This is a genomic window from Pedobacter frigoris (assembly GCF_032678645.1).
Lineage (GTDB): Bacteria > Bacteroidota > Bacteroidia > Sphingobacteriales > Sphingobacteriaceae > Pedobacter > Pedobacter frigoris_A.
Genome location: NZ_JAVTSP010000001.1, coordinates 529,957 through 551,277, shown reverse-complemented (window position 1 = coordinate 551,277; position 21,321 = coordinate 529,957). Strand labels below are relative to the sequence as shown.

Here is a 21,321-nt window from a genome sequence, read left to right as displayed (position 1 = left end):
TAAACACACACAAATGAAAAGAAGAGAATTAATCAAATCACTAGGGCTTGCAGCGGGAACCCTGGCAGTAAGCAACATCGCAGAAGCATCGGCAACAGTCCCTGCGGAAAAGAAGAAAAAGGTATTAAAAGTAGCCCACATTACAGACGTACACATCAGACCGGAGCATAATGCCGTTGCGCGTTTTAAGAAATGTCTGGAAATGATCAAAAAGGACAAGGTAGATCTAATTCTTAATGGTGGCGATACCATTTATGCTGCTGATTATGCTAACATCACTAAAGACAGGGTAGAACAGCTCTGGTCTTGCTGGAAAGAAAGTGTAGAAGTAGTTAAGGGCATCCCTATGCACCACGTATTGGGCAATCATGACATGTGGTGGCAAGGAAAAGGCGACGAATTGTACGGTAAACCAGGTGTATTAAAAATGTTGGGCATCGCGCACAATTACTACAGTTATAGTCAGAACGGATGGCATTTCATTATGCTCGATAGTAATCATTCGGTTAGTCCCGGAATGCTCGATGATGAACAGTGGAATTGGTTTGTACAGGAAGTAGAGAAAAATACAGACAAAAACATTTTAATCATGTCGCACTACCCATTGCTGAGCTGCACAGGTATTACCGATAATAAATCAGATGTCAGAGGCCCTTTCAAAATCGGCGGAGGTTCAAATCATACAGATGTACTCAAGTTCATCGAAGTTTTCAATAAAAACAAGAACGTTAAAATCTGTTTAAGCGGACACATCCATTTGCTTGATAAAGTTTGGTATAACGACGTTACCTATATGTGTAACGGAGCTACCAGCGGTTTCTGGTGGGAGCCAGGCGATGATGGCAAAAGTGCATATAGACAAACAGTGCCGGGATATACACTTCTAAATCTATACAATGACGGCACGTTTGACAGTGAATATGTTAAATACGAAATGAATACTTAATACATTAAAGAAACCAGATTGTACCAACACAAAATGAGTGATATGAAACAATACATATTAATTCCTTTATTTATACTGTCATTTGCCCTCAGCTCGGCATATGCCCAGATCAAAGTAATGAGCTATAACACACATTATTGTGTTGGTATGGATGGTAAAAACAGCCTGAAAAACATCGCTGAGCTAATCAAAAAAGCAGACCCTGATATCGTAGGCCTACAGGAAATCAGCGATTCATTAATGGCTGCAGAAATTGGAAGGCTAACAGGAATGAAAGTAGTGTTTGGTCCGTCATTGGGTAAAATGAACGGCTATGGCGATGCCATTTTAAGCAAATACCCATTTAAATGGGAGGGCAATCAAAGCATACCAAGCGCAAGCTCCAGTCGCTACCAGGCCATGGCGGTGACCATAGATTTTTCAATTAAATCTAAGGAGATGGGCGCAGTAAGACTAATCAATACACACTTCGACTGGCTTAAGACAATTGGTTCAAAGCAAGCAAGACTCGCCACAGTAGATGTTATAGAAGAAGCTTTTTTCAAAGACAATAACATACCTACTATCCTTACCGGCGATTTTAATGCCGAGCCAGACGATGTGGTCATTGCTAAATTGAAAAAGTACGGCTGGATCAATACCGGTGGAAATGGAAGCTACAAAACAATCAGTTCCGTCAATCCGACTAAACAAATTGATTACATCTTTTATAGGTCTAAAGAAAAATGGAAGGTTGAAAAGTTTTATGTCATGACAGGCGAACTGAGTTCTGATCATTTGCCGGTAGTTGCAGATCTAATCATTAAGTGATAAATTGAACTGAAATACATAACAGTAATCAAATTGACAAAATGAACTTTAGAAGCTACAGCATAAGAACGATTTGTTTGATTTTGCTGGTACTGCCTGCAATTGCAGCAGCCCAGCAAAAACGCAATATACTCCTGATCTTTGCAGACGATATGGGTTACAAAGATTGCGGCTTCACAGGAAGCGATAAATTTGAAACACCAAATATTGATGCCCTTGCCAAGAGCGGAATGGTATTCAATAATGCCTATGCAGGAGCAGGAAATTGTGCGCCCAGCCGCGCTTGTTTACTGAGCGGATCCTACACGCCGCGTCACGGCGTTTATGCAGTAGGAAGCACCACGAGGGGGCCCTTAAACCTCATGCGAATGGTTCCTGTTAAAAATACAACCAGCCTTAACCCATCTTTCGTAACCATAGCTGAAGCTTTAAAGAAGCAAGGCTACGCTACAGGTATTTTCGGCAAATGGCATTTGGGCAATAAGCCAGGGTTGACACCTAAAGATCAAGGGTTTGATGAATACAACGACAGCAGGGCAAACAACCCTAACAAAAATGTAGAAGGCACAGACGATCCAAAAGGTGTTTTCTCACTAACCAATGCTACTATTGAATTCATGCAGAAGCAACAAGGGAAGCCTTTCTTTGCCTACCTGGCACATCATGCCATTCATAGCGCACAGGAAGCATTACCCGCTACATTAGCCAAGTTCAAAGCCAAAGGATTAAAAAACAAAGATGCCATGTATGCGGCATGTGTGTATGATTTTGATGCCAGCATAGGTTTAATAATGAAGTATTTAAAGGAATCTGGCCTCGATAAAAATACCTTAGTTGTTTTTACAAGTGACAACGGAGCAACTCAGGCCTCATCTCAGGAACCCCTGCGTGGCAATAAAGGCTCTTATTATGAAGGTGGTATCCGCGAACCATTTATAGCCAGTTGGCCGGGGTATATCAAACCCTCTACAAGCAACAATACCCCAATCATCAACCTGGATCTGTATCCAACATTCTTAGCCCTGGCGGGCAATAAAAACATAGCATTAGATGGTGAAAATCTATTACCTATCTTTTATGGCGATAAAGAAAATACCCAGAGAAAAGAAATCTTCTGGCATTTCCCGGGATATTTAGATAATCCTGTGATAAGAGGCAGAGACAGTATTTTCCGCACACGGCCTGTTACTGCCATGCGCAAAGGCGATTGGAAAATCCTGCTATATCATGAAGAATGGCTTCTAGACGGCGGAAAAAACAAAATCACTACCAATAATGCCATTGAATTATACAACCTGAAAGATGATGAGGGCGAACGAAAAAATCTGGCAAACATCAATCCGGCTAAAAGAGACGAGATGTTACAAGGACTTTTAAACTGGTTGAAGAAAACAAATGCCCCAATGCCTGTAAAAATTGATGCTACCCATCAACTTGAAAAAGGAGGAAGTGCGGCGTCAGACGATTAACTAATAAAAATTATTGCTTTATGTGAACTTATAAATTCTATTTTTCGTATATATGTATGACATAATTACGAAGTATATCTATAGCATTAAGCTTATCTCATGGATTTATTAAATGTTAAAGTCACCATTTTTACTTTTTTTATTTTATTCTTGCCTACACAACTGTTCTCACAAACTGCAAAACGACAAGAGTCAGAAAAACAAACCCTGAAATTATCTTCCAAATCATGGAAACTTATTTTCTCTGATGAATTTAACAAGTCTGGCGATTTTGATACCAGCAAATGGAGTTATTGTAAAAGATGGCAGCCTGCATGGGCCAAATTCTTAACTTCAAGTTCAGATTATGTGTCTCAGGATGGAAAAAACCTGGTTTTAAGAATGGACAACAAAGTCATCGCAGGAGATGATATTCCATACCATTCAGGCGGAATCCAAACCTCCGGAAAATTTAGTATCACTTATGGAAAAGTAGAGGTAAGAGCAAAATTCAACAAAGGTAAAGGTTCCTGGCCTGCCATCTGGATGATGCCGGAATCAAACACCTATGGAGGCTGGCCAAAAAGCGGCGAGATCGATATTATGGAACACGTAAATACTGAAAGTGTAATTCATCATACCATTCATAACGCACAGGTAACTGGTGCAGATGGCGGCAGTACCGCTACAAAAAGTGTCACTTACAACGAAAATGACTTCAATACCTATGGCATCATCTGGAATCAGAACGAGATACAGTTTTATACGAACGGGACATTACAGTATACCTATACAAAACCTACAAATGCGATATCCAAAGAGTGGCCTTTTGATAAGCCGTTCTATCTGATCTTGAACCAATCTGGCGGTGCTGGCTGGCCTGGAAAAATCACAGATGCAGATCTGCCTTTCAAAATGGAAATAGATTGGGTACGGATTTATAAATAAACCCTGCCCGTGTACACACTATCTGCCACTGCAGTCCGATCTTCAGTGATAAAAGAAATATAGGTCTCCACAAAGCCTGTCTGCATTTCCAGAGGAATCTTCAGAATTTCAGATCCGGCCGACCTAATGGCACCTGCAAGTATATATATCGGCTGTTTGGAGGCAGGAAAATAAGCCATCAACATCACCTGATCCAAGTCACTTTGCTCCGGATGTATAGGATCAGTAAACCAGCTAAACAGCAATCCTTCAGGCACTAAAGATACTAGTGGCTGCTGTGCAGGTAGTAAATCGCCTTGCGAAAGTATGACCTTGCTATAATCAATTTCTACATTTGGATAAGTCCCAATCAAAGCATACTTTTTATGATAAGAGACCGCCATATTGAAGGGATAACGCTTTTCATTAGTAGCAACTACTTTAAAGCCAACTTTAATAAAACCCAATACCGACTGCACAAAAATAGTTGCCACCGCCATTTGTTGCCTGGTATTTAACTGCGCTTCACTAGGAGGCACCGTGTTCTTTCCTATGGTACGAACTATATTTTGTTCGTTTATTTGATAAAAAGAAAGGTTACCAATTTTTCCGGTGTATGCACCGAAGAGGCCAGAATTTAATTTTCCCATGATCTTATAAAATTAATTTTCCAACATATATACTGTTACTCACTTTCTTGAATTTTCTGGACTGGAAACTCATATAACAATGTAATTTTCCGGGAATAAACTTTGGAGGCAACTCCATTAGATATTCACATTTGCTTCTTTTTACTGCATTTATACTTGCCGCAAACAACTTTAAGTCTTCATTGTAAACCAAAAAAGTAGCCTCATCATCGTAATCACAATGATTTGTCAATTGCCATGTGAATGCCAATGAATCAAAGTCAATAAATGAAACATTAGGATTCAGTGGGCCTGCAAGACCTCCTTTACTATACAAAACTGCAGAATAGTCAATATCATAAATACCTCCGCTACCAATTACTGCAAATTGAAAATTATAAGAAACAGCTTCATTAAATGCTATTCCTTTTTTAGCCACATGTTTATAACCAGAGGCAATTAAACTCTTGATTGGTTTTAGAAATTCTACTATAAATTTCAATTTCAGATTCTGGTTCTGCTGGGCTATACTAATTTTCTTATTGCTTTTGTAATGCAAACCAGTGATCAAGTTTTGTCCTTTCACGTTGCGTCCTACCAGGGGGCCGGTCTTATTTACAAATCCACCAAATATTCCTTTATTCAAGATTCCCATATTACTCTTGTTTTTTTAGTTGAATTAAAAGCTAAAAAGATGCAGTTCCACAAAGGGATACTGCACCTTCTTTACACATTACGCTACTACCGTTAATGCGCCAACAAACACACTGTCACTTACCAGATCACCATCAGCCGAAGCCATAGAGATCCAGCATTGAACCTGATCGCCTGCAAACTCCGCAGGGAGATCCAGGGTGTAGGTCAGTGCAGATCTTGGCACAACACCCATGAAACCTACAAACATGTTTTTTACCGTGTTGTAAACCAATACGGTAACTAAATCTGTTGGTTTACCTGAATCAAGGACAGCCAGTGCCGACCAATCAAACTTGATACCTGCACCGACAACGGTAGATACCTCCGGATTGTAAGCAGGTGCCAATGGCCCTTTACTAATGATCACCTGATCGTAGCTGATCACATAAGCCGGCGCTACACCAGAAATGGTACCGTAGTTTTCGGAAAAAGCTGCATTAAATGCAGACTGTTTTTCCTTTTTTACATCCTTAAATCCTACTCTCAGTAAGGAGTTAATAGGACGTAAAAAATCAACCATCAATCCAAATCTCAACCGGGCGTTGATCTGTAACTGAGTAGGTGGTTTAGTGGATGGGTAGGGAATGCCTGTGATGACATTTTGCCCATTTACACGGTGGCCGACTAGTGCCCCCGCTTTTCCCTGGAAGCCTCCAAAGGCTCCCAAATGTTGAATTCCCATAAAATAGTTATGAGGTAAAACCATATGTTATTTATACCACCTACAAATCCGGTTTAGCTTTCTGGCTCTGTCTCCTGACATTACCTTTAAGTCGCTACTCCGGTTGCAAATGGTAGGTTAAACATAAAATCAAAAAACATAAGTAGCTAATAATCAGTATCATTTTACCTGTTTTTGCACCTTATTGCACTTTTCTGCACCTTTATTTAAGTAGATGTTTTATCTTTTTATTTCTGGAATCCTCAACAGCTTTAATCACCTGTTCTTCATTTAGTTCGAAACAGCGGCTGTATTTTTCTATGGAGACAGGTTCATATTTTGGAATTCCATATTTGGCACGTACATATGCAAGTCTGGACTTTGCAGTACGCTCACTGACCTCAATAATATCGGCCAGATCTTTGGTTTTGATGAATAACCGGCACATAATTTAGATTTAGGGTTAATTAGATTTTTATTAAACACCAAGTTAACGCCCGCTAAATTTATTTCAAATTGAGAAATCTCAACTCCGATGTCCGTTAATAATACGGCTCAATTCCTCTTCACTGATACCTATATAGCTAGCTACCTGCTTTTGCAACAAAAATCCTTTCCCTACCGGATCGCTAAAAAACTTTTTAAACCCTTCGTAAGCTTCCTTGGAATTTACTTTGCAGATCTCTATTTTTTTGAGCCAGTGCTGTTCCGCGTCTCCTAATATCAAATTAGCCAATTGATATACCTCAGGCATTTTTTCGGCCATAGTTATAAACGAATCGTATGAGAATGTGATCATCCTGCTGCCTTTTCTGGTCTCCAAAGAAAAATCTACCGGCACCTGGTTCATAAAGCTATGGCTAGGAAGGTATATTTTTCCGGGAACAGATATATCTGTTGTTTTTTCTTCCTCATATTCCCGGTCGGCTTCTGGTTTATAAGTAGTGTAGCGCCTCAAATAACCTGATATAGGCCAGTAAGCAGTTTGCGCAGTTTCGTCGGGTTTCAAAACCGGTGAATGTTCTGTATAATCAAAAGGCCCTTTTAATTCTGGAAATAACAACGAGCGAAACTCAGTAGGCATTGGTGTGAAACTGAGAAGATGAGCCAACAGATCATCATATTCTGGAGGATAGGTGTTCATTTAGATAGGTAGTTAGTTGAATATTACTCCATTCGAAAATGGTATAGCGAAGTTGAGTAATTTTTTGAGTAAGGTGGTAGAAAAATAGAAACTTTAGTGAAAGTTTAGTGAAAATGCGCTGAAACTCTAGATATTCTCCGCCTACGCGTCGATGGTCATTCGAAGATCGTTCGATGTTGCTTCGCTTTGAAGCGGAGGATAAGCGGATGGGAAGGGTAGGATTAAAATTGTATTACTAAAGTTTTATTTGGGTTTCAATATTGGTTTAGTGGGGTTTCAGAACACTATCAGTAAACAGATTAAAATATAGCATCTCTTGTGTTGTAGCTATTTAATCTTGTTGGTCATATTCTTCTTTTGTCATACTTCATGATTGTAAAATATTGAATTATTTGTCAATAATTTTTAATTATTTACAGAATATTAATTACTGAGAAATATTTGGTTGTATAAGTTATTTATTTGATATTTGTTTTGACTTTTATTTGGATGAACAATGAAGGAATACGAGGAAAAATTAGATGCTACATTAGTTGATGTCGCTATTGCCGAGCCAGAGGTCATTTATTCGGTTGTAGAGAAGAATCCTTTTGTTGATCCGCTAAATGATTGGGCTTTCAAACGGATTTTTGCTAGTGAAGCCAATAAAGAGGTGGCTAAAGCTTTCCTGAATGAAGTTTTGAAAGGAAAAAGGGAAATCGTATCTATGACATATGGTAAGAATGAGTACACAGGAGAGGTAAAGGATTATAGGGGAGCTGTACTGGATTTTGTCTGTATTGATAAAGATGGGACGTCTTTTCTGGTTGAACTGCAAAGGAAAAAACAAACATATTTTAAGGACCGCTCTCTGTTTTATACCTGCAGATTGATTAGCGATCAGGCACCAAAAGGAAAGGGATGGGACTACAAACTAAAAGCTATCTACATAATTTCCCTACTTGAAGAATCCAGTTTACAAGGTACAGATAGGGAGTTATATCTGCACAACGTTGCTTTGTGCGATACCCTAAAAGGTACGATTTTTTATGATAAGCTTCATTTCATTTATATTGAACTGGAAAAATTTGACAAAGCAGAATCTGTGCTTGAAACTGGTTTGGATAAATGGATTTATAGTTTGAAAAATGCTTCCAAGATGACTAAGGAACCAAGATTTGCGGGAGAAATGAGCGTATTTTTTGAATCGGCGAGATGCGCCAAATTTACTAAGGAGGAATTAGAAATGTACAGAACAGCACAACAAGAAGAATGGGACAATCAGAATGTTCTTAACCATGCAAAGAAAGAAGCAATGGAAATGGGTCGTGAAGAAGGTCGTGAAGAAGGTCGTGAAGAAGAACGACTGAGGGCTCTTGCAGAAAAAAAGGAAATCGCTAAAAAATTAAAAAATAAGGGTTTAGATTTTAAGATGATTTCAGAAGCTACAGGTCTTACGATTGAAGAGATAGTTTTATTATAAACAATATAATATAATGTTTTCAACTGAATTTTACGAATTGAGAAAACAAATGGCCCAGTGGGACAGACAGAATTGTTTTGATTTTGCTAGAGGTGAAGGTTATGAGCTCGGACAGGAAATGGCATTGGCGACATCTTTGGAGGAAAAGAAATCAGCGGTGGTGAAATGCATAAAAAAGAAGATCGAATTGGTAACAATAGCTGAAATAACAGGTTTTGATTTTCCAGAAATCAATGATTTGTTATGGAGTGCGCAGAAGAAAGCTAAATCAAGATATTGGGATTACTGTCTAGTTCTGGATTTTGTCAAAGATGAGGCATTTCAAGAGGGTGCTAAAGATACAATCAAGGAAATTGAGACAGCACAGCAAGCTTCGATACTGAAAATAGCATTGGCCATGAAGAAAGAAAAATTTACTCTACTTCACATTCAAAAATCCCTTCACTTGACCGAGACGCAAATTAAATGGTTAAGAGGTGCTAGCTTTTTAAAACAAGACTAATAGGTATCTACTTACCCAATGAAACAAATTTAAAAAATAGAGAAACGCCAATGAAATAAAGAAACGTAACAACATATCGCTGCTTCTTCAATGAGGTATTAATTAAAGAGTCTCGACAATCAAATTCTCACAATTATAGAACCGAGACAGTAGATTAATGCCCATAACGAATAATATTGTACTTTTGGAGGTGCACTATAGCGTTATGGGCCTACTGTAACCCGTGTTCCAGGCCGTGAGAAGCCCGATTGTGCGGAATTTACTTAGGCCCGCTATAGTGCATCTTCGTTTTTAAGCCTTCTCAGTTTTATTAACTCAGAGCAGCCCGTACGGCTTCTAAATCCCTACCGAGACTCATTTCAAGTAAAAAACTAAAATGAGACCATGATAAACGAAATAATCACCCGTATTACTAATCTAATTCCTATAGAGCGTATTTACCTCAGCACTTTTGAATATCAAAATACAAAAGTGAAAGAACTGAGTATTCTGATGCGAAATACATCCAAGTTGCACATCATTGAAGCTAAGCCTCTGGTAGAAATGATCATGAACGGATATCCAGAGTATAAGTCGAGGATGTTTTATACACAGGAGGTGTATCAGGCGATCGCACAGGGTAGCATGGTTTTTTATTCGATATGCAGGGAGGAAAACCTTGTTTATTTATCTCCCGACAGTACAGATGTTATCTCGGTTGTGGCGCTATCGGCCAACGAAGTGCTTTGCAATGCTAACGTTAGCCTGCAAAAGGAAGTGAAGAAAATCGGCGGTTTCAGGGAGGGAGCAGCGTTTTATATCGAACAAAATAATCAGCTTTTGGCGGCTTTTATGCTGCATCAGGTAATAGAACTTAGTTTTCGTACAGCAGAACTGCTAGTTATAGGCAAAGAGAAAGTGTCTCATTCAATCCGTAATCATCAGAAGCTAATGAAGCATTATGTGGCGGAAATGGGTTCAGTTTTCAATGATCAGGACGACCAGGAGATGATTTTGCTGGCATTGCTGGATGATGCTTATCGCTGTGTGCGCTATGAAAATGACTATGAGGTAAGTAGAGAGGAACTGTTGTTTTTTGTGCAAAAAGCAGATTTGATAGGAGAAAGATTAATTGATCTCTACGAAATTGTGATCGCACAATTTGAACAAAACTTTATTGGAAATAACGAATGTCTATAGTGTAGTCACAAAACTATTAAATTCCTTCATGTAAAGATTTGGCTCCGTACCCATTGATGTAAAACATTCCAAGTGATTACAATCCCAGGTAACTATTTTTGAATTAGGATTTTTTGATAGAAAATCTTCATAGTCGGCTGTCTTTGTGATAATATCTTTTAGCCCTGAAAAAAGCAATACCGGCTTTTTAATGTTGATCTTATTGGATTCGATATAAGCCGAGGAAGTGGAGGGTAGTGAGATGTTCTTCTTTTTCAGTGCAAATATTCTTTCAACTACTAATTTTGGGTCTATCACAAAAGAATCTAAAACCAGACCTTTTATCAATTTGGTGGTATCTGCATTCTTACGCGAGATGATCGTTCCCATCGATTGCCCATACAACACAATTGAACCTGGATGATATTTCGCTTCAACAAATGCAATAGTCTTGGCCAGATCTTCTGCAAATTCATCATAATACATGGCGTTTAAATCCATCTTAAAATCTGAACTTTCTCCAAAGCCTCTGTAATCATATAAGATCACATTATATCCTGCATCATAAAATGCCTGTGCTTGCCCTAAGGAATTGGACATATTTCCGGCATCAGTGCCCGAAATGATGATAAAAGGTTTTTTAAGATCCTGCTGCAGGCACGCCCAGGAATTTAATGTAACAGAGTTATTTACTTTAATTCTATTCGTTTCGTACTTCAGTCCGATAGCATCTGGCTTTGCCGAATATTCCCTCTGTGGATTAATGGCGTAAGCATTTGTGAATAATAAAATCTGAATGAAAAAGACAAAAGCTAAGAGCGGTTTATTGGTTATTTTAATCGTCATCTAATTGAAGTAAATTTTAATCTGATTGGCCATTCAATATAGGTAAATATTTGGAGTTGTATTTTTGAATGGCTACTTTGAACACAAGAATCTAATTTTATGACGTTTCAGAAGGCATTTTTTTTGTTAATAGTAATTATCATTGGCTTGAATATCAAGATATACGGGCAAGGTAACGGACAGAAAAACTTTGTCTTTTATGATAGCAAGGACACTGTGGTGTTGCAAAAGAATGAGTATGCAATCAAACAAAGCGCATCTGGATTTAATTTGACCATCATAAATAAAGATAAGAAGAAAAAGATAAGTGATCTGGATAAACCTAATATCAGTTTTACTGTAAAAGGAGCTAAAGCTACCGCTGTTGGTTTATTTGTGCTAAGTGCAGCAATGCCCCTGGGACATGATTATTTCTTCCCGCTGAATGGTAACAACGGGGTGTTTTTCATGAAATCAAATTCGATTGAGTTTACCAGAATACCAAAGCCTGACTGGAAAAAAGAGCGTGAAGAATTGATATTCAATGATGCTCCTTTTAAGCAATGTCACGCTTCTACGTTGGTAGAAACTTCGCCTGGTGTTATATTGGCAGCCTGGTTTGGTGGCAGTTATGAAGGTAGTAAGGATGTGAAAATCTGGATGTCCAGACTGGAAAAGGGTAAATGGCTGGCTCCATGGGTGGCTGCAGAGGGTGAAATGAAAGATACTGTAGTTGTGCCGTTGTGGAATCCGGTATTGTTCAAATCTCGTTCAGGAAAGGTATCTCTGTTCTACAAAGCCGGCCCAAATCCAAGAGAATGGTGGGGTATGGTAAAAACCTCTAAAGATAATGGCAAGAGCTGGTCTGCGGCTAGTCGATTGCCAGATGGCATCCTGGGGCCGATAAAAAACAAACCCGTACAGTTAAAGGATGGTAGTATTTTATCTCCATCTAGTACAGAAACCAACGAGAAATGGCAGGCACACATAGAGCGGTCGACAGATGATGGCGCGAACTGGCAACTGATCCCGGTAGATCATGGGTCTGCACTGGATGTGATACAGCCGAGTATTCTCTTTTATGAGGGCGGAAAGCGGCTGCAAATGCTTTGCCGCAGCAAACAGGGGACGGTAGTAGAATCCTGGTCGGCCGACAATGGTAAGTCCTGGAGTGCACTCAGCAAGACTTCGCTGCTGAACCCAAACTCAGGAACTGATGCGCTGACTCTAAAAAACGGTACACAGTTGATAGTTTACAATCCCGATGTACCCGGCAAAGATTGGTTCAATGGCCGGTTTAAATTAAATGTAGCAATGTCCAGGGATGGAAAAATCTGGACAGATATCGCAATTCTGGAAAACGGAGATGCTAAAAAGGAGTATAGTTATCCTGCTATCATCCAAACTAAAGATGGTAAGGTACACATCACCTATACCTTCGATAGAAAAAACATCAAGCATGTGGTATTGAGCAATACTAAATAACAATTTAGATCCTGGTTTATTGCTAATTAGAATGTTCCGTTCTGGAATATTCATTTACCATTCCACAATCTTCTGGTCAATAACACTTAAGATCGCCACTTTCTTTTAAATTATGTAATACATATTAAAATTGCATTTTTTGATATATGAAAGCAGTTTTCAAAGAATGCGCGCAAATTGTTAGAAAAAATTAGCTTAAAAATCTTTGGAAATTAGAATTATAAAACTCAACTTAGTCTATTATGTATAACATAATATTGTAATTCTAACCAATAAGAGATGAAAAGACTTTACCAAAACTATGTTAGCAAAGTCCTGCTGACATTCATTGTAAGCTTAACCATGCTTACAGCTATGGGCCAGAACATTCAACTATCCGGAAAGGTCACCGACGAAAGTGGCCTCGGTGTTCCGAATGCCAGTGTAGTGGTAAAAGGAACTAAGAATGGGGCTTCTACCAATTCCAATGGTATATTTAATATCTCTGCAAATAAGGGAGATGTTTTAGTAATTACCTATACCGGCTACTTGCCGCAGGAAATTACTGTTGGCAACCAGACTACCATCAATGTGAAATTGGAAGAAGATACCCAGGGGTTAGATGAGGTAGTCGTAGTGGGGTATGGTACCATGAAGAAATCCAAGATCACTGGTTCTGTTTCTAAACTGGATAATAAAGTGCTGGAAACAGGTGTACGTTCTAATCCTGCATCAGCTCTTGCTGGTACCATTCCGGGATTAAGGGTTCAACAGACTTCGGGCCGTCCAGGTGCCACGCCAACCATCGTATTACGCGGTGGTACTGGATATACCGGTGGTGGTTCGCCATTGGTTATCGTAGATGGTTTGCTGAGGTCTGGATTTAGCGACATCAATCAGGATGATATTGAATCTATTGAGGTGTTGAAAGATGCATCAGCAACGGCTATATATGGTGCCAGAGCAAGTAATGGTGTGGTTTTGATCACTACTAAAAAAGGTAAAGAAGGGGTTTCAAATATTTCTATCAAATCTAAAGTAGGTATCAACAAACTGAATATTCCTTTTGAATTTTTGAATGCCGAAGATTATATCTACTGGTCCAGGAAAGCTATTGAAACGTCTGGCAAGTATGAGCCAAGCCGTTTAACTCAATTGAACACGACCGGGCCTTTTGGTACAGGAAATCTTTATAAGGATGGCGCTGGTAATATACTGGACGGAAACCTGAATGCTGCTGCAGTTTGGAGTCCGATGTTCAGAAATAGCATCAATGAGGAATTACTGTCTAAAGGATGGCAGGTAATGATGGATCCTTTAAAAACCAACGCCGCCGGAGCATATGATTTAAATGGTACGAATAAAGAGATCATTTATAAGAACTTCAACTATAGCGACTATGCTTTGAGGGACTATAGTTTGACCCAGGATTATAATGTATCGATGACTGGTGGTAATGAAAAAGGCAAGTATTATGCTGGTTTGGGAAGTTATGATGAGAAAGGTATGCCAATTAACACTTATTATAAGCGCCTTACTTTTGTATTGAATGGTGAGTATAAGGTAAAACCATGGCTGACCTCTATTTCGGGTTTGAACTTTGCCAATGCGAAATGGAGAGATGCGGTGACCAATAGTGAAGGTAACTACCTGACCAGGTCTTTGGGTGCGCCTCCGACCATGCGTGGTATGAATGAAAAAGGGGAGCTGCTGGTAGGTAGAGATTTTAGAGACGGAAATCCGGCAGTAAACGATGATAAATTCATTAGAAAAAACAATACGGACAAGTTTACTTTATCGCAGGCTTTTAAAATAGATTTCCTGTCTAACTTATCGATGAGGGTTAGTGGTAACTATTTCTATAATCAAGGGAATTATGAGTCGTTTGATAAGGATTATTTGTCTAGCCCAAACAATTACAGCAGGGCACGTGCTTCATCAGCTTCCTTTGATAAAGAGTTGAGCCAGACCTACAATGCCGTATTAAACTACAATACAACTATAGCTTCTAAGCATCACTTGGATGTAATGGGTGGTACGGAATATTATGATACTTATGCTCAGGGTTTATCTGCATCTGGCAGTGGGGCTCCGACCGATGATTTTACAGATCTGCAGTATACAAGCTCTGAAAAAGACAGACGAAGCATCGACACTTATCATACTAACCAGCGTATTTTGTCTTTCTTCGGTCGTGCGAACTATGATTATGATGAAAAGTATTTATTAACTGCTACCATCAGACGCGATGGCTACTCAAGATTGATCAACAATCGCTGGGGAAGTTTCCCGGGGATCTCTTTGGGATGGAATATCGCCAAGGAAGATTTCTTTCAGCCGATGACAAATGTGGTGAACAGCTTAAAACTTAGGGCAAGTTATGGTGCCAACGGTAATGTAGGCGGCATAGGTGCTTATACTTTGCAGGGCTCTTACGGTTCTAATAAATACAACAGTAGTGTTGGTTATTTGTTGAGTCTTGGTGCTTTACCTAATCCTGATTTGAGATGGGAGAGTCTGATTACCAAAGAGGTAGGGCTGGAAGCACGCTTGTTAAATAAAATAGACTTCTCAATCGCTTATTATCACCGTACTACAAGTGATAAAATTGCGGATTTAACTTTCCCTGCTACGGCTGGTGCTACGTCTATCACCACAAATAACGGTGATATGCAGAATCAGGGTGTGGAGGTAGATTTGAGTTACAATGTATTTCGCAACAACGACTGGAATGTAAATTTCAATGCGAATATGGCTTACAATGCCAACAAGATTCTAAAATTACCTAGCAATGGATTGCCTAATAACAGACAAGGTGGTTTTCAGGTATATGACCCAAATAGTAAAGAGCTGATCTGGGTTGGTGGCCTGCAAGAGGGACAGGACCCGAATATTGCTTATGCTTACCAGGCTGAGGGCATCATCCGAACACAGGCAGACCTGGATTCTTATGCCTTAAAGCTGAGAGACTTAATCGGTGCGCGGGTATTGGTACATCCTGATGTGTACAATGCGATGAGCACTGCTGATAAGAACCTGCATTTCCCTATTGCTTTGGGTGATGTGAAATGGAGAGATGTGAACGGCGATGGTGTGATCAATAGTTTTGACAGGGTGTATCAGGGTCGGACACTTCCTCGCTGGACAGGTGGTTTTGGTGCTAATGCAAGCTGGAAAGGGATCACATTGAGTGCGAGATTCGACTATGCATTGGGTTTTGTTGCTTATGATGGTCCAAGAACATGGTTCCTGAGTAACGCTCAGGGTACTTTTAACACCACATCTGAGGTGTTCAATACATGGACTCCTGAGAACATTAATGCTAAATATCCTACTTACTATTGGGCTGATCAGTTGTACAAAAACAATACGTTTAGGGAGTCAAGCATGTTCTACAACAAAGCAGATTATCTGGCTTTAAGGGAGATCAACCTGACTTACAAACTGCCTGCTAAGTGGACTACGGCATTAAAAAGTGAGGGCATTAACTTCTCAGTGAGTGGGCAGAACCTGGTTTACTTCAGTAAGTCTACACTGTATTCTCCTGAGAGCAGCAGTATCGGTACTGGTGGCGCAGGAAGTGGCGGTTATCCATTGCCAAGGACAATAATTTTTGGTGTTCAATTTATTTTTTAGAAAAACGACAATGAAGAAGATATTAATAGGCGTTATTGCCATAGCATTGAGTACGACTTTTACATCGTGCAATAAATTACAGCTGGCTCCGGAGGATTATTTCGCAAGTGAAAGTTTCTGGAAAAATACGGCACAGGTAGATGGTGCCATGATTGGATTGCATGCGCAATTGAGAGGGTTTCAGTTTACCTTTTATACGCTGGGTGAATTGCGTGGAGGAACGCTGAAAACCGGAACCAGTTTTACAGGTACTGCTTCACTGAATTCTGCAAGTGTGATCAATCAGGACATCAGGGAGTCTAGTCCGGGCATCAGTGGTTGGTCTGGATTTTATCCTGCGATATTTCAGGTAAATAATTTCATCTACCAAGTGGAAAAAGCAGATTATTTAACTGCAGCAGATAAATCTTACTACCTGGGACAGGCATATGGATTGAGGGCTTATTATTATTTCCATTTGTACCGCACATTTGGAAGGGTGCCTTTGGCTATAGAACCGACCATACTTTTGACCAAACCTACTTCAGCACAGCAGATGTATCTGCCACGTACAAAGACTGAAAAAGAAACGCTTGATTTTATCAAAAGTGATATAGATAAGTCCGTGACAAATTTTGGAACCAACTACACGGCTAAGTTCCAGAAAGCACAATGGTCACTATCTGCCACGCAAATGCTGAAAGGAGAGGTGTATTTATGGTCTGCAAAAGTAAAAATTGATGGTGCTGCACCAACTACAACTACTGCTGATCTGACTACTGCCAGGGCCGCTTTGGAAGATGTAATCTCTAAACATACTTTATTGACTGATTTTAGTGCGGTATTTAAATCTGCCAGCATATCTGCGAGCAAAGGAAGTACTGAAATGGTATTGGCATTAAGGAACCAGTTTGGCGAGTCTACCAACAACTATAGTCAGTTCATTTATGCGATTACAGACCCCTTGAGTGGTTATGTTGATGACAAAGGTGTAGCCATTCCTGCTGATCCATTGCAGGTAAATGGTGGTGGTACCATCATCCGATATGAGTATAAGGTTGAGCTTTATGATCAATTTGGAGCGAATGACAAGAGAGGAAACGCTACGTTTTTAAATTTTAATAAAGGAGCGATAAGGGCTACCAATTTGCGCAAGTTTCCGGGAACTGTAGTAGAGGGCAACCGTAATTTCTCTGATGATTTTCCTGTTTATCGTGTAGCTGAAGCTTATTTATTGTTGGCAGAGGTGAAGAATAAGCAAGGTGTAGATCCTACAACTGAAATTATGGCGGTACGTAACCGTGCTTTCGCTCCTGTTGCAGCGCCAGCATTTGTAAATGGCACATTTGAACAGAATGAAATCGCCATTTTCTATGAAAGAAGCAAGGAATTTGTAGGAGAAGGTAAGCGCTGGTATGACCTGAGACGTATGCAGGATGCTTCCGGAAATCCACTGGTATTTAGAAAAGATTTGCCTTTGGTAGGTGTATTGGATAATACCGCCGGACAGAACCATAAGATCCTATGGCCAATAGATATTGGTACTATGAATCAGGATGAAACGCTGAAAGGTGACCAGAATCCAGGATATGCCGGGACTTAGGTCAATTAAATTATTACTATATTATTGATTACTAAATTATAACTGAATGACAACCGAACATATAAGGGGCTTAATTGCAGCCCCTTTCACTCCAATGCATGAAAATGGAGCTATTAATACTTCCATTATCCCGAAATATTATCGCTTTTTAAAAGACAATAAAGTAACCGGCGCTTTCATTTGCGGCTCTACTGGTGAAGGTGTTTCTATGTCGACTGAAGAGAAGAAGCAAGTGGCATCTGCCTGGGCAGACTGCACCAAAGATGACAAGGACTTTAAAGTCATGCTATTTTTAGGTGGTACGAGTATTACAGATTGCAAGGATTTGGCACGCTATGCAAAGCAAATTGGTTTATATGCAATCTCTTTTACCGCTCCATTTTATTTTAAACCTGCCAATGTAGATATGCTGGCTACAGCTTGTGCTGAAATCGCAGCTGTAGTGCCTGACATGCCGTTCTATTATTATCATATTCCGGTGCTTACTGGAGTTGGATTTGCGATGTACGACCTATTGAACGCAGTTGACCATAAGATCCCGAATTTTGCAGGAGTAAAATATACGCACGAAGACTTCATGGATTTCTTATCTTGTATGCACTTCAAAGATGGTAAGTACGATATGCTTTGGGGGCGTGATGAGAACATGCTTTCTGCATTGGTGTTAGGCACCAAAGGTGCGGTAGGGAGTACATTTAATTACGCCGCTCCATTGTACTACGATATGATCGATGCTTTTGAAGCTGATGACTTAAAAAAAGCACAGCAGCTTCAGCAGCAATCTATTGACATGATCAGGTTACTGGGTAAATATGGTGGTATTGCTACCGGAAAGGCATATATGAAATTGATCGACATCAATTGCGGTGAATTCAGATTGCCTGTGAAAAATATGGATGCTTCACAATTTGAACAGTTTAAAAAGGATGTTGATGGGGTAGGTTTTCACAATTTTAAATCGAAGGCAACCTCATTAGTTTAATGAAATGCTATGTATAAAATCTTATTATCCCTATCCGTTTCATTTATGCTGATATCTACCGATATTTTTGCCCAAAAAACTACAATAAAACAAGTAGAGTGGATTGTTGCGGCTAAATTGCAAAAGCCAGATGGCAGTGTTTCTATAGGTTTTGCCGGACCTATTAATGCCACACACAAGGATGTACTGATCGTTGCCGGTGGAGCTAATTTTCCTGATAAAATGCCCTGGGAAGGTGGCGCAAAATACTATTCTAAAGAAATACACATTCTGCAAAAAACAGGAAATCATTATTCCTGGAATAACACTCAATCAACACTTCCTGAACCTATTGCCTATTGCGGGAATACAGTAACTGAACAGGGACTGGTATATGCAGGTGGAGAAAATGAAAAAGGGCTTTCTCGTAAAACGTATTTGCTGAACTGGAACGCTGCATCAAATGAGGTCGAAATAAAGAATTTACCAGACCTGCCTTTAGCTGTTACCAATATGGCTTTAACTCATATTGGTAATACGGTATATGCGGTTGGCGGAGATGAAAAAAGCACCTCTTCAAATGCTTTTGCAAGTCTGAATCTGGATGACAAAGCGCCTGAATGGAAGCGTCTGCCTAACTTACCTATTGCATTAGCCAATGCGGTGGTAATTACTCAAAAACAGGTCGGTACACTGAAGATTTACGTGATTGGTGGACGTACAAAAAACGCGTCTGGGATTAGCGAACTGCACAACACGGTTTATATGTATAATCCGCTCAATAAAACATGGGCGACTTGTGCTGATATTTCCGATGGCAAGCAAACTACTAATTATTCCGCCGGTGCGGGCGTACCGATTGGTAAAAACCAGATCTTGCTTTTGGGAGGTGATAACGGAGAAACTTTTCATAAGATTGAAACATACATTTCACAGATTGCTAAATCCACAAACGAAGCAGAAAAACTAAAGCTTACTGCGGAAAAGAATGCATTGAGCATTCATCATAAAGGGTTTTATAAAGGAATGCTGCTGTATAACACAGATACAAATAAATGGACTAAAATAGGTGAATTGCCGTTTCATGCGCAGGTAACGACTACTGCAAGAATGTGGGGAAATAAAATCGTCTTGTCGAACGGCGAGATTAAACCTGGCGTACGCACGCCAAACATAATGCTTGGAAGCATTAAATAGCTAGATTATGGAGAATACTAAAAGATATGCCTGGGTTGTTGTAGGGTTGCTGTGGGTAGTGGCGTTATTAAATTATATGGACAGACAAATGTTGTCGACCATGAAGCCTGCCATGCAAATGGATATTGCTGAACTGCAGTCGGCCACAAACTTTGGCTATCTGATGGCCATATTCCTTTGGATCTATGGTTTTATGAGTCCGGTGTCCGGTATCATTGCCGATAAATTCAACAGGAAATGGCTCATTGTCGGCAGTCTATTTGTATGGTCTGCAGTCACTTATTTGATGGGGTATGCGGAGACATTTAATCAGATTTACTGGCTTAGGGCGCTCATGGGCGTAAGTGAGGCTTTGTACATCCCGGCAGGTTTGTCTCTGATTGCTGATTTCCATTCTCCGAAGACAAGATCCCTTGCCATAGGAATACACATGACGGGTCTGTATATGGGGCAGGCTTTGGGTGGTTTTGGGGCAACTATAGCTGATAAATTTAGCTGGCAAGCTACTTTTCATTCTTTCGGAATCATAGGCATTGTGTATTCAATGGTGCTGGTGTTTTTCCTTCGCGAAAGTAAAGTGGTAGATAAAAATGCTTCTTCTGATCAGATCCAGCTTAGTGCAAAGCCTTCTGTTTTAAAGGGTTTAGCGCTGCTGTTTACTAATATTTCTTTCTGGATTATCCTCTTTTACTTTGCAATACCCAGTCTTCCAGGCTGGGCTGCTAAAAACTGGTTACCTACACTCTTCGCAGAGAATCTAGATATTCCAATGGCAACTGCCGGGCCGTTATCTACCATCACTATAGCAGCTTCGTCTTTTATAGGGGTTATATTCGGCGGAATCCTATCGGACAGGTGGGTTCAAAAAAACATCAAGGGAAGGATTTACACAAGTGCAATAGGCTTAGGTCTAACCATCCCGTCGTTGTTGCTGCTGGGTTTCGGACATTCCTTACTCCATGTAGTAGGAGCAGCGTTATGTTTTGGCCTTGGATACGGAATGTTTGATGCGAATAACATGCCCATTCTTTGCCAGTTCGTTTCTGCTAAATATCGGGCCACCGCTTATGGCTTAATGAATATGACCGGAGTATTTTTTGGTGCTTTCATCACTGATTGGCTGGGTAAATCTTCTGATGCTGGAAAGCTTGGGAATGATTTCGCGATGCTGTCCGGAATTGTTTTGGTCGCCCTTATTATTCAGCTCTATTTCCTCCGTCCTAAGGCAAATGATTTTGTGGATGCCACGTAATTGATAGTTTAACATAAACAC

19 protein-coding genes are annotated in these 21,321 nt (G+C 39.9%); 13 read left to right on the top strand and 6 right to left on the bottom strand.

Annotated features, from left to right (window positions below; all coding sequences use genetic code 11):
- The first annotated feature begins 13 nt into the window (after positions 1 to 13).
- The 4 genes from R2Q78_RS02385 to R2Q78_RS02370 all read left to right on the top strand — a co-directional run bounded on the left by R2Q78_RS02385 (position 14) and on the right by R2Q78_RS02370 (position 4,152).
- Positions 14 to 946, top strand: coding sequence for a metallophosphoesterase family protein (locus R2Q78_RS02385; protein WP_316788524.1), 933 nt, complete (start codon positions 14 to 16; stop codon positions 944 to 946).
- Between the two features lie 42 nt (positions 947 to 988).
- Positions 989 to 1,756, top strand: coding sequence for an endonuclease/exonuclease/phosphatase family protein (locus R2Q78_RS02380; RefSeq protein ID WP_316788523.1), 768 nt, complete (start codon positions 989 to 991; stop codon positions 1,754 to 1,756).
- A 41-nt stretch (positions 1,757 to 1,797) separates the two neighbouring features.
- A complete protein-coding gene (locus R2Q78_RS02375; RefSeq protein ID WP_316788521.1) occupies positions 1,798 to 3,225 on the top strand; it encodes a sulfatase in 1,428 nt (475 codons plus the stop codon).
- 99 nt (positions 3,226 to 3,324) lie between these two features.
- Positions 3,325 to 4,152 carry a glycoside hydrolase family 16 protein gene (locus R2Q78_RS02370; protein ID WP_316788519.1) on the top strand — a complete coding sequence of 276 codons (828 nt, stop codon included), beginning with the start codon at positions 3,325 to 3,327 and terminating at the stop codon, positions 4,150 to 4,152.
- Here R2Q78_RS02370 and R2Q78_RS02365 read toward each other — a convergent pair.
- The 5 genes from R2Q78_RS02365 to R2Q78_RS02345 form a co-directional block, all read right to left on the bottom strand.
- On the bottom strand, positions 4,143 to 4,781 hold the full coding sequence (locus tag R2Q78_RS02365; protein ID WP_316788518.1) for a DUF6266 family protein: 639 nt from the start codon (positions 4,779 to 4,781) through the stop codon (positions 4,143 to 4,145). The genes R2Q78_RS02370 and R2Q78_RS02365 overlap by 10 nt on opposite strands.
- A 4-nt stretch (positions 4,782 to 4,785) precedes the next feature.
- The gene (locus R2Q78_RS02360) at positions 4,786 to 5,415 is read right to left on the bottom strand and encodes a DUF6266 family protein (protein WP_316788516.1); all 630 of its coding nucleotides are present in this window, start codon (positions 5,413 to 5,415) and stop codon (positions 4,786 to 4,788) included.
- Positions 5,416 to 5,493: 78 nt separating this feature from the next.
- Positions 5,494 to 6,138, bottom strand: coding sequence for a DUF6266 family protein (locus R2Q78_RS02355; RefSeq protein WP_316788514.1), 645 nt, complete (start codon positions 6,136 to 6,138; stop codon positions 5,494 to 5,496).
- Between the two features lie 202 nt (positions 6,139 to 6,340).
- Positions 6,341 to 6,565, bottom strand: coding sequence for a hypothetical protein (locus R2Q78_RS02350; RefSeq protein ID WP_316788512.1), 225 nt, complete (start codon positions 6,563 to 6,565; stop codon positions 6,341 to 6,343).
- 78 nt (positions 6,566 to 6,643) lie between these two features.
- The gene (locus tag R2Q78_RS02345) at positions 6,644 to 7,261 is read right to left on the bottom strand and encodes a hypothetical protein (RefSeq protein ID WP_316788510.1); all 618 of its coding nucleotides are present in this window, start codon (positions 7,259 to 7,261) and stop codon (positions 6,644 to 6,646) included.
- Between the two features lie 496 nt (positions 7,262 to 7,757).
- On the opposite strand from R2Q78_RS02345, the gene R2Q78_RS02340 reads away from it, so the two are divergent.
- From R2Q78_RS02340 to R2Q78_RS02330, 3 genes are all read left to right on the top strand, one after another.
- Positions 7,758 to 8,723, top strand: coding sequence for an Rpn family recombination-promoting nuclease/putative transposase (locus R2Q78_RS02340; RefSeq protein ID WP_316788508.1), 966 nt, complete (start codon positions 7,758 to 7,760; stop codon positions 8,721 to 8,723).
- Positions 8,724 to 8,736: 13 nt separating this feature from the next.
- The gene (locus R2Q78_RS02335; RefSeq protein WP_316788506.1) at positions 8,737 to 9,225 is read left to right on the top strand and encodes a hypothetical protein; all 489 of its coding nucleotides are present in this window, start codon (positions 8,737 to 8,739) and stop codon (positions 9,223 to 9,225) included.
- 384 nt (positions 9,226 to 9,609) lie between these two features.
- Positions 9,610 to 10,404, top strand: a complete 795-nt coding sequence (locus R2Q78_RS02330) for a hypothetical protein (protein ID WP_316788505.1) — start codon at positions 9,610 to 9,612, stop codon at positions 10,402 to 10,404.
- On the opposite strand, the gene R2Q78_RS02325 is transcribed toward R2Q78_RS02330, so the two are convergent.
- Positions 10,399 to 11,229, bottom strand: coding sequence for an alpha/beta hydrolase (locus R2Q78_RS02325; RefSeq protein WP_316788504.1), 831 nt, complete (start codon positions 11,227 to 11,229; stop codon positions 10,399 to 10,401). The two genes, R2Q78_RS02330 and R2Q78_RS02325, sit on opposite strands and share 6 nt — an antisense overlap.
- Positions 11,230 to 11,376: 147 nt before the next feature.
- Between R2Q78_RS02325 and R2Q78_RS02320 the strand changes: the two genes are divergently transcribed.
- The 6 genes from R2Q78_RS02320 (at position 11,377) to R2Q78_RS02295 (ending at position 21,300) form a co-directional block, all read left to right on the top strand.
- Positions 11,377 to 12,693: a sialidase family protein gene (locus R2Q78_RS02320; protein ID WP_316788503.1), complete on the top strand. Its 1,317-nt coding sequence runs from the start codon at positions 11,377 to 11,379 to the stop codon at positions 12,691 to 12,693.
- Positions 12,694 to 12,972: 279 nt separating this feature from the next.
- A complete protein-coding gene (locus tag R2Q78_RS02315) occupies positions 12,973 to 16,308 on the top strand; it encodes a TonB-dependent receptor (protein WP_316788502.1) in 3,336 nt (1,111 codons plus the stop codon).
- Between the two features lie 10 nt (positions 16,309 to 16,318).
- Positions 16,319 to 17,890, top strand: coding sequence for a RagB/SusD family nutrient uptake outer membrane protein (locus R2Q78_RS02310; protein ID WP_316788500.1), 1,572 nt, complete (start codon positions 16,319 to 16,321; stop codon positions 17,888 to 17,890).
- Positions 17,891 to 17,936: 46 nt separating this feature from the next.
- Positions 17,937 to 18,872, top strand: a complete 936-nt coding sequence (locus tag R2Q78_RS02305; RefSeq protein WP_316788498.1) for a dihydrodipicolinate synthase family protein — start codon at positions 17,937 to 17,939, stop codon at positions 18,870 to 18,872.
- Between the two features lie 9 nt (positions 18,873 to 18,881).
- Positions 18,882 to 20,048, top strand: a complete 1,167-nt coding sequence (locus R2Q78_RS02300) for a kelch repeat-containing protein (protein WP_316788496.1) — start codon at positions 18,882 to 18,884, stop codon at positions 20,046 to 20,048.
- Positions 20,049 to 20,055: 7 nt separating this feature from the next.
- The gene (locus tag R2Q78_RS02295; RefSeq protein WP_316788494.1) at positions 20,056 to 21,300 is read left to right on the top strand and encodes an MFS transporter; all 1,245 of its coding nucleotides are present in this window, start codon (positions 20,056 to 20,058) and stop codon (positions 21,298 to 21,300) included.
- The last annotated feature ends 21 nt before the right edge of the window (positions 21,301 to 21,321 follow it).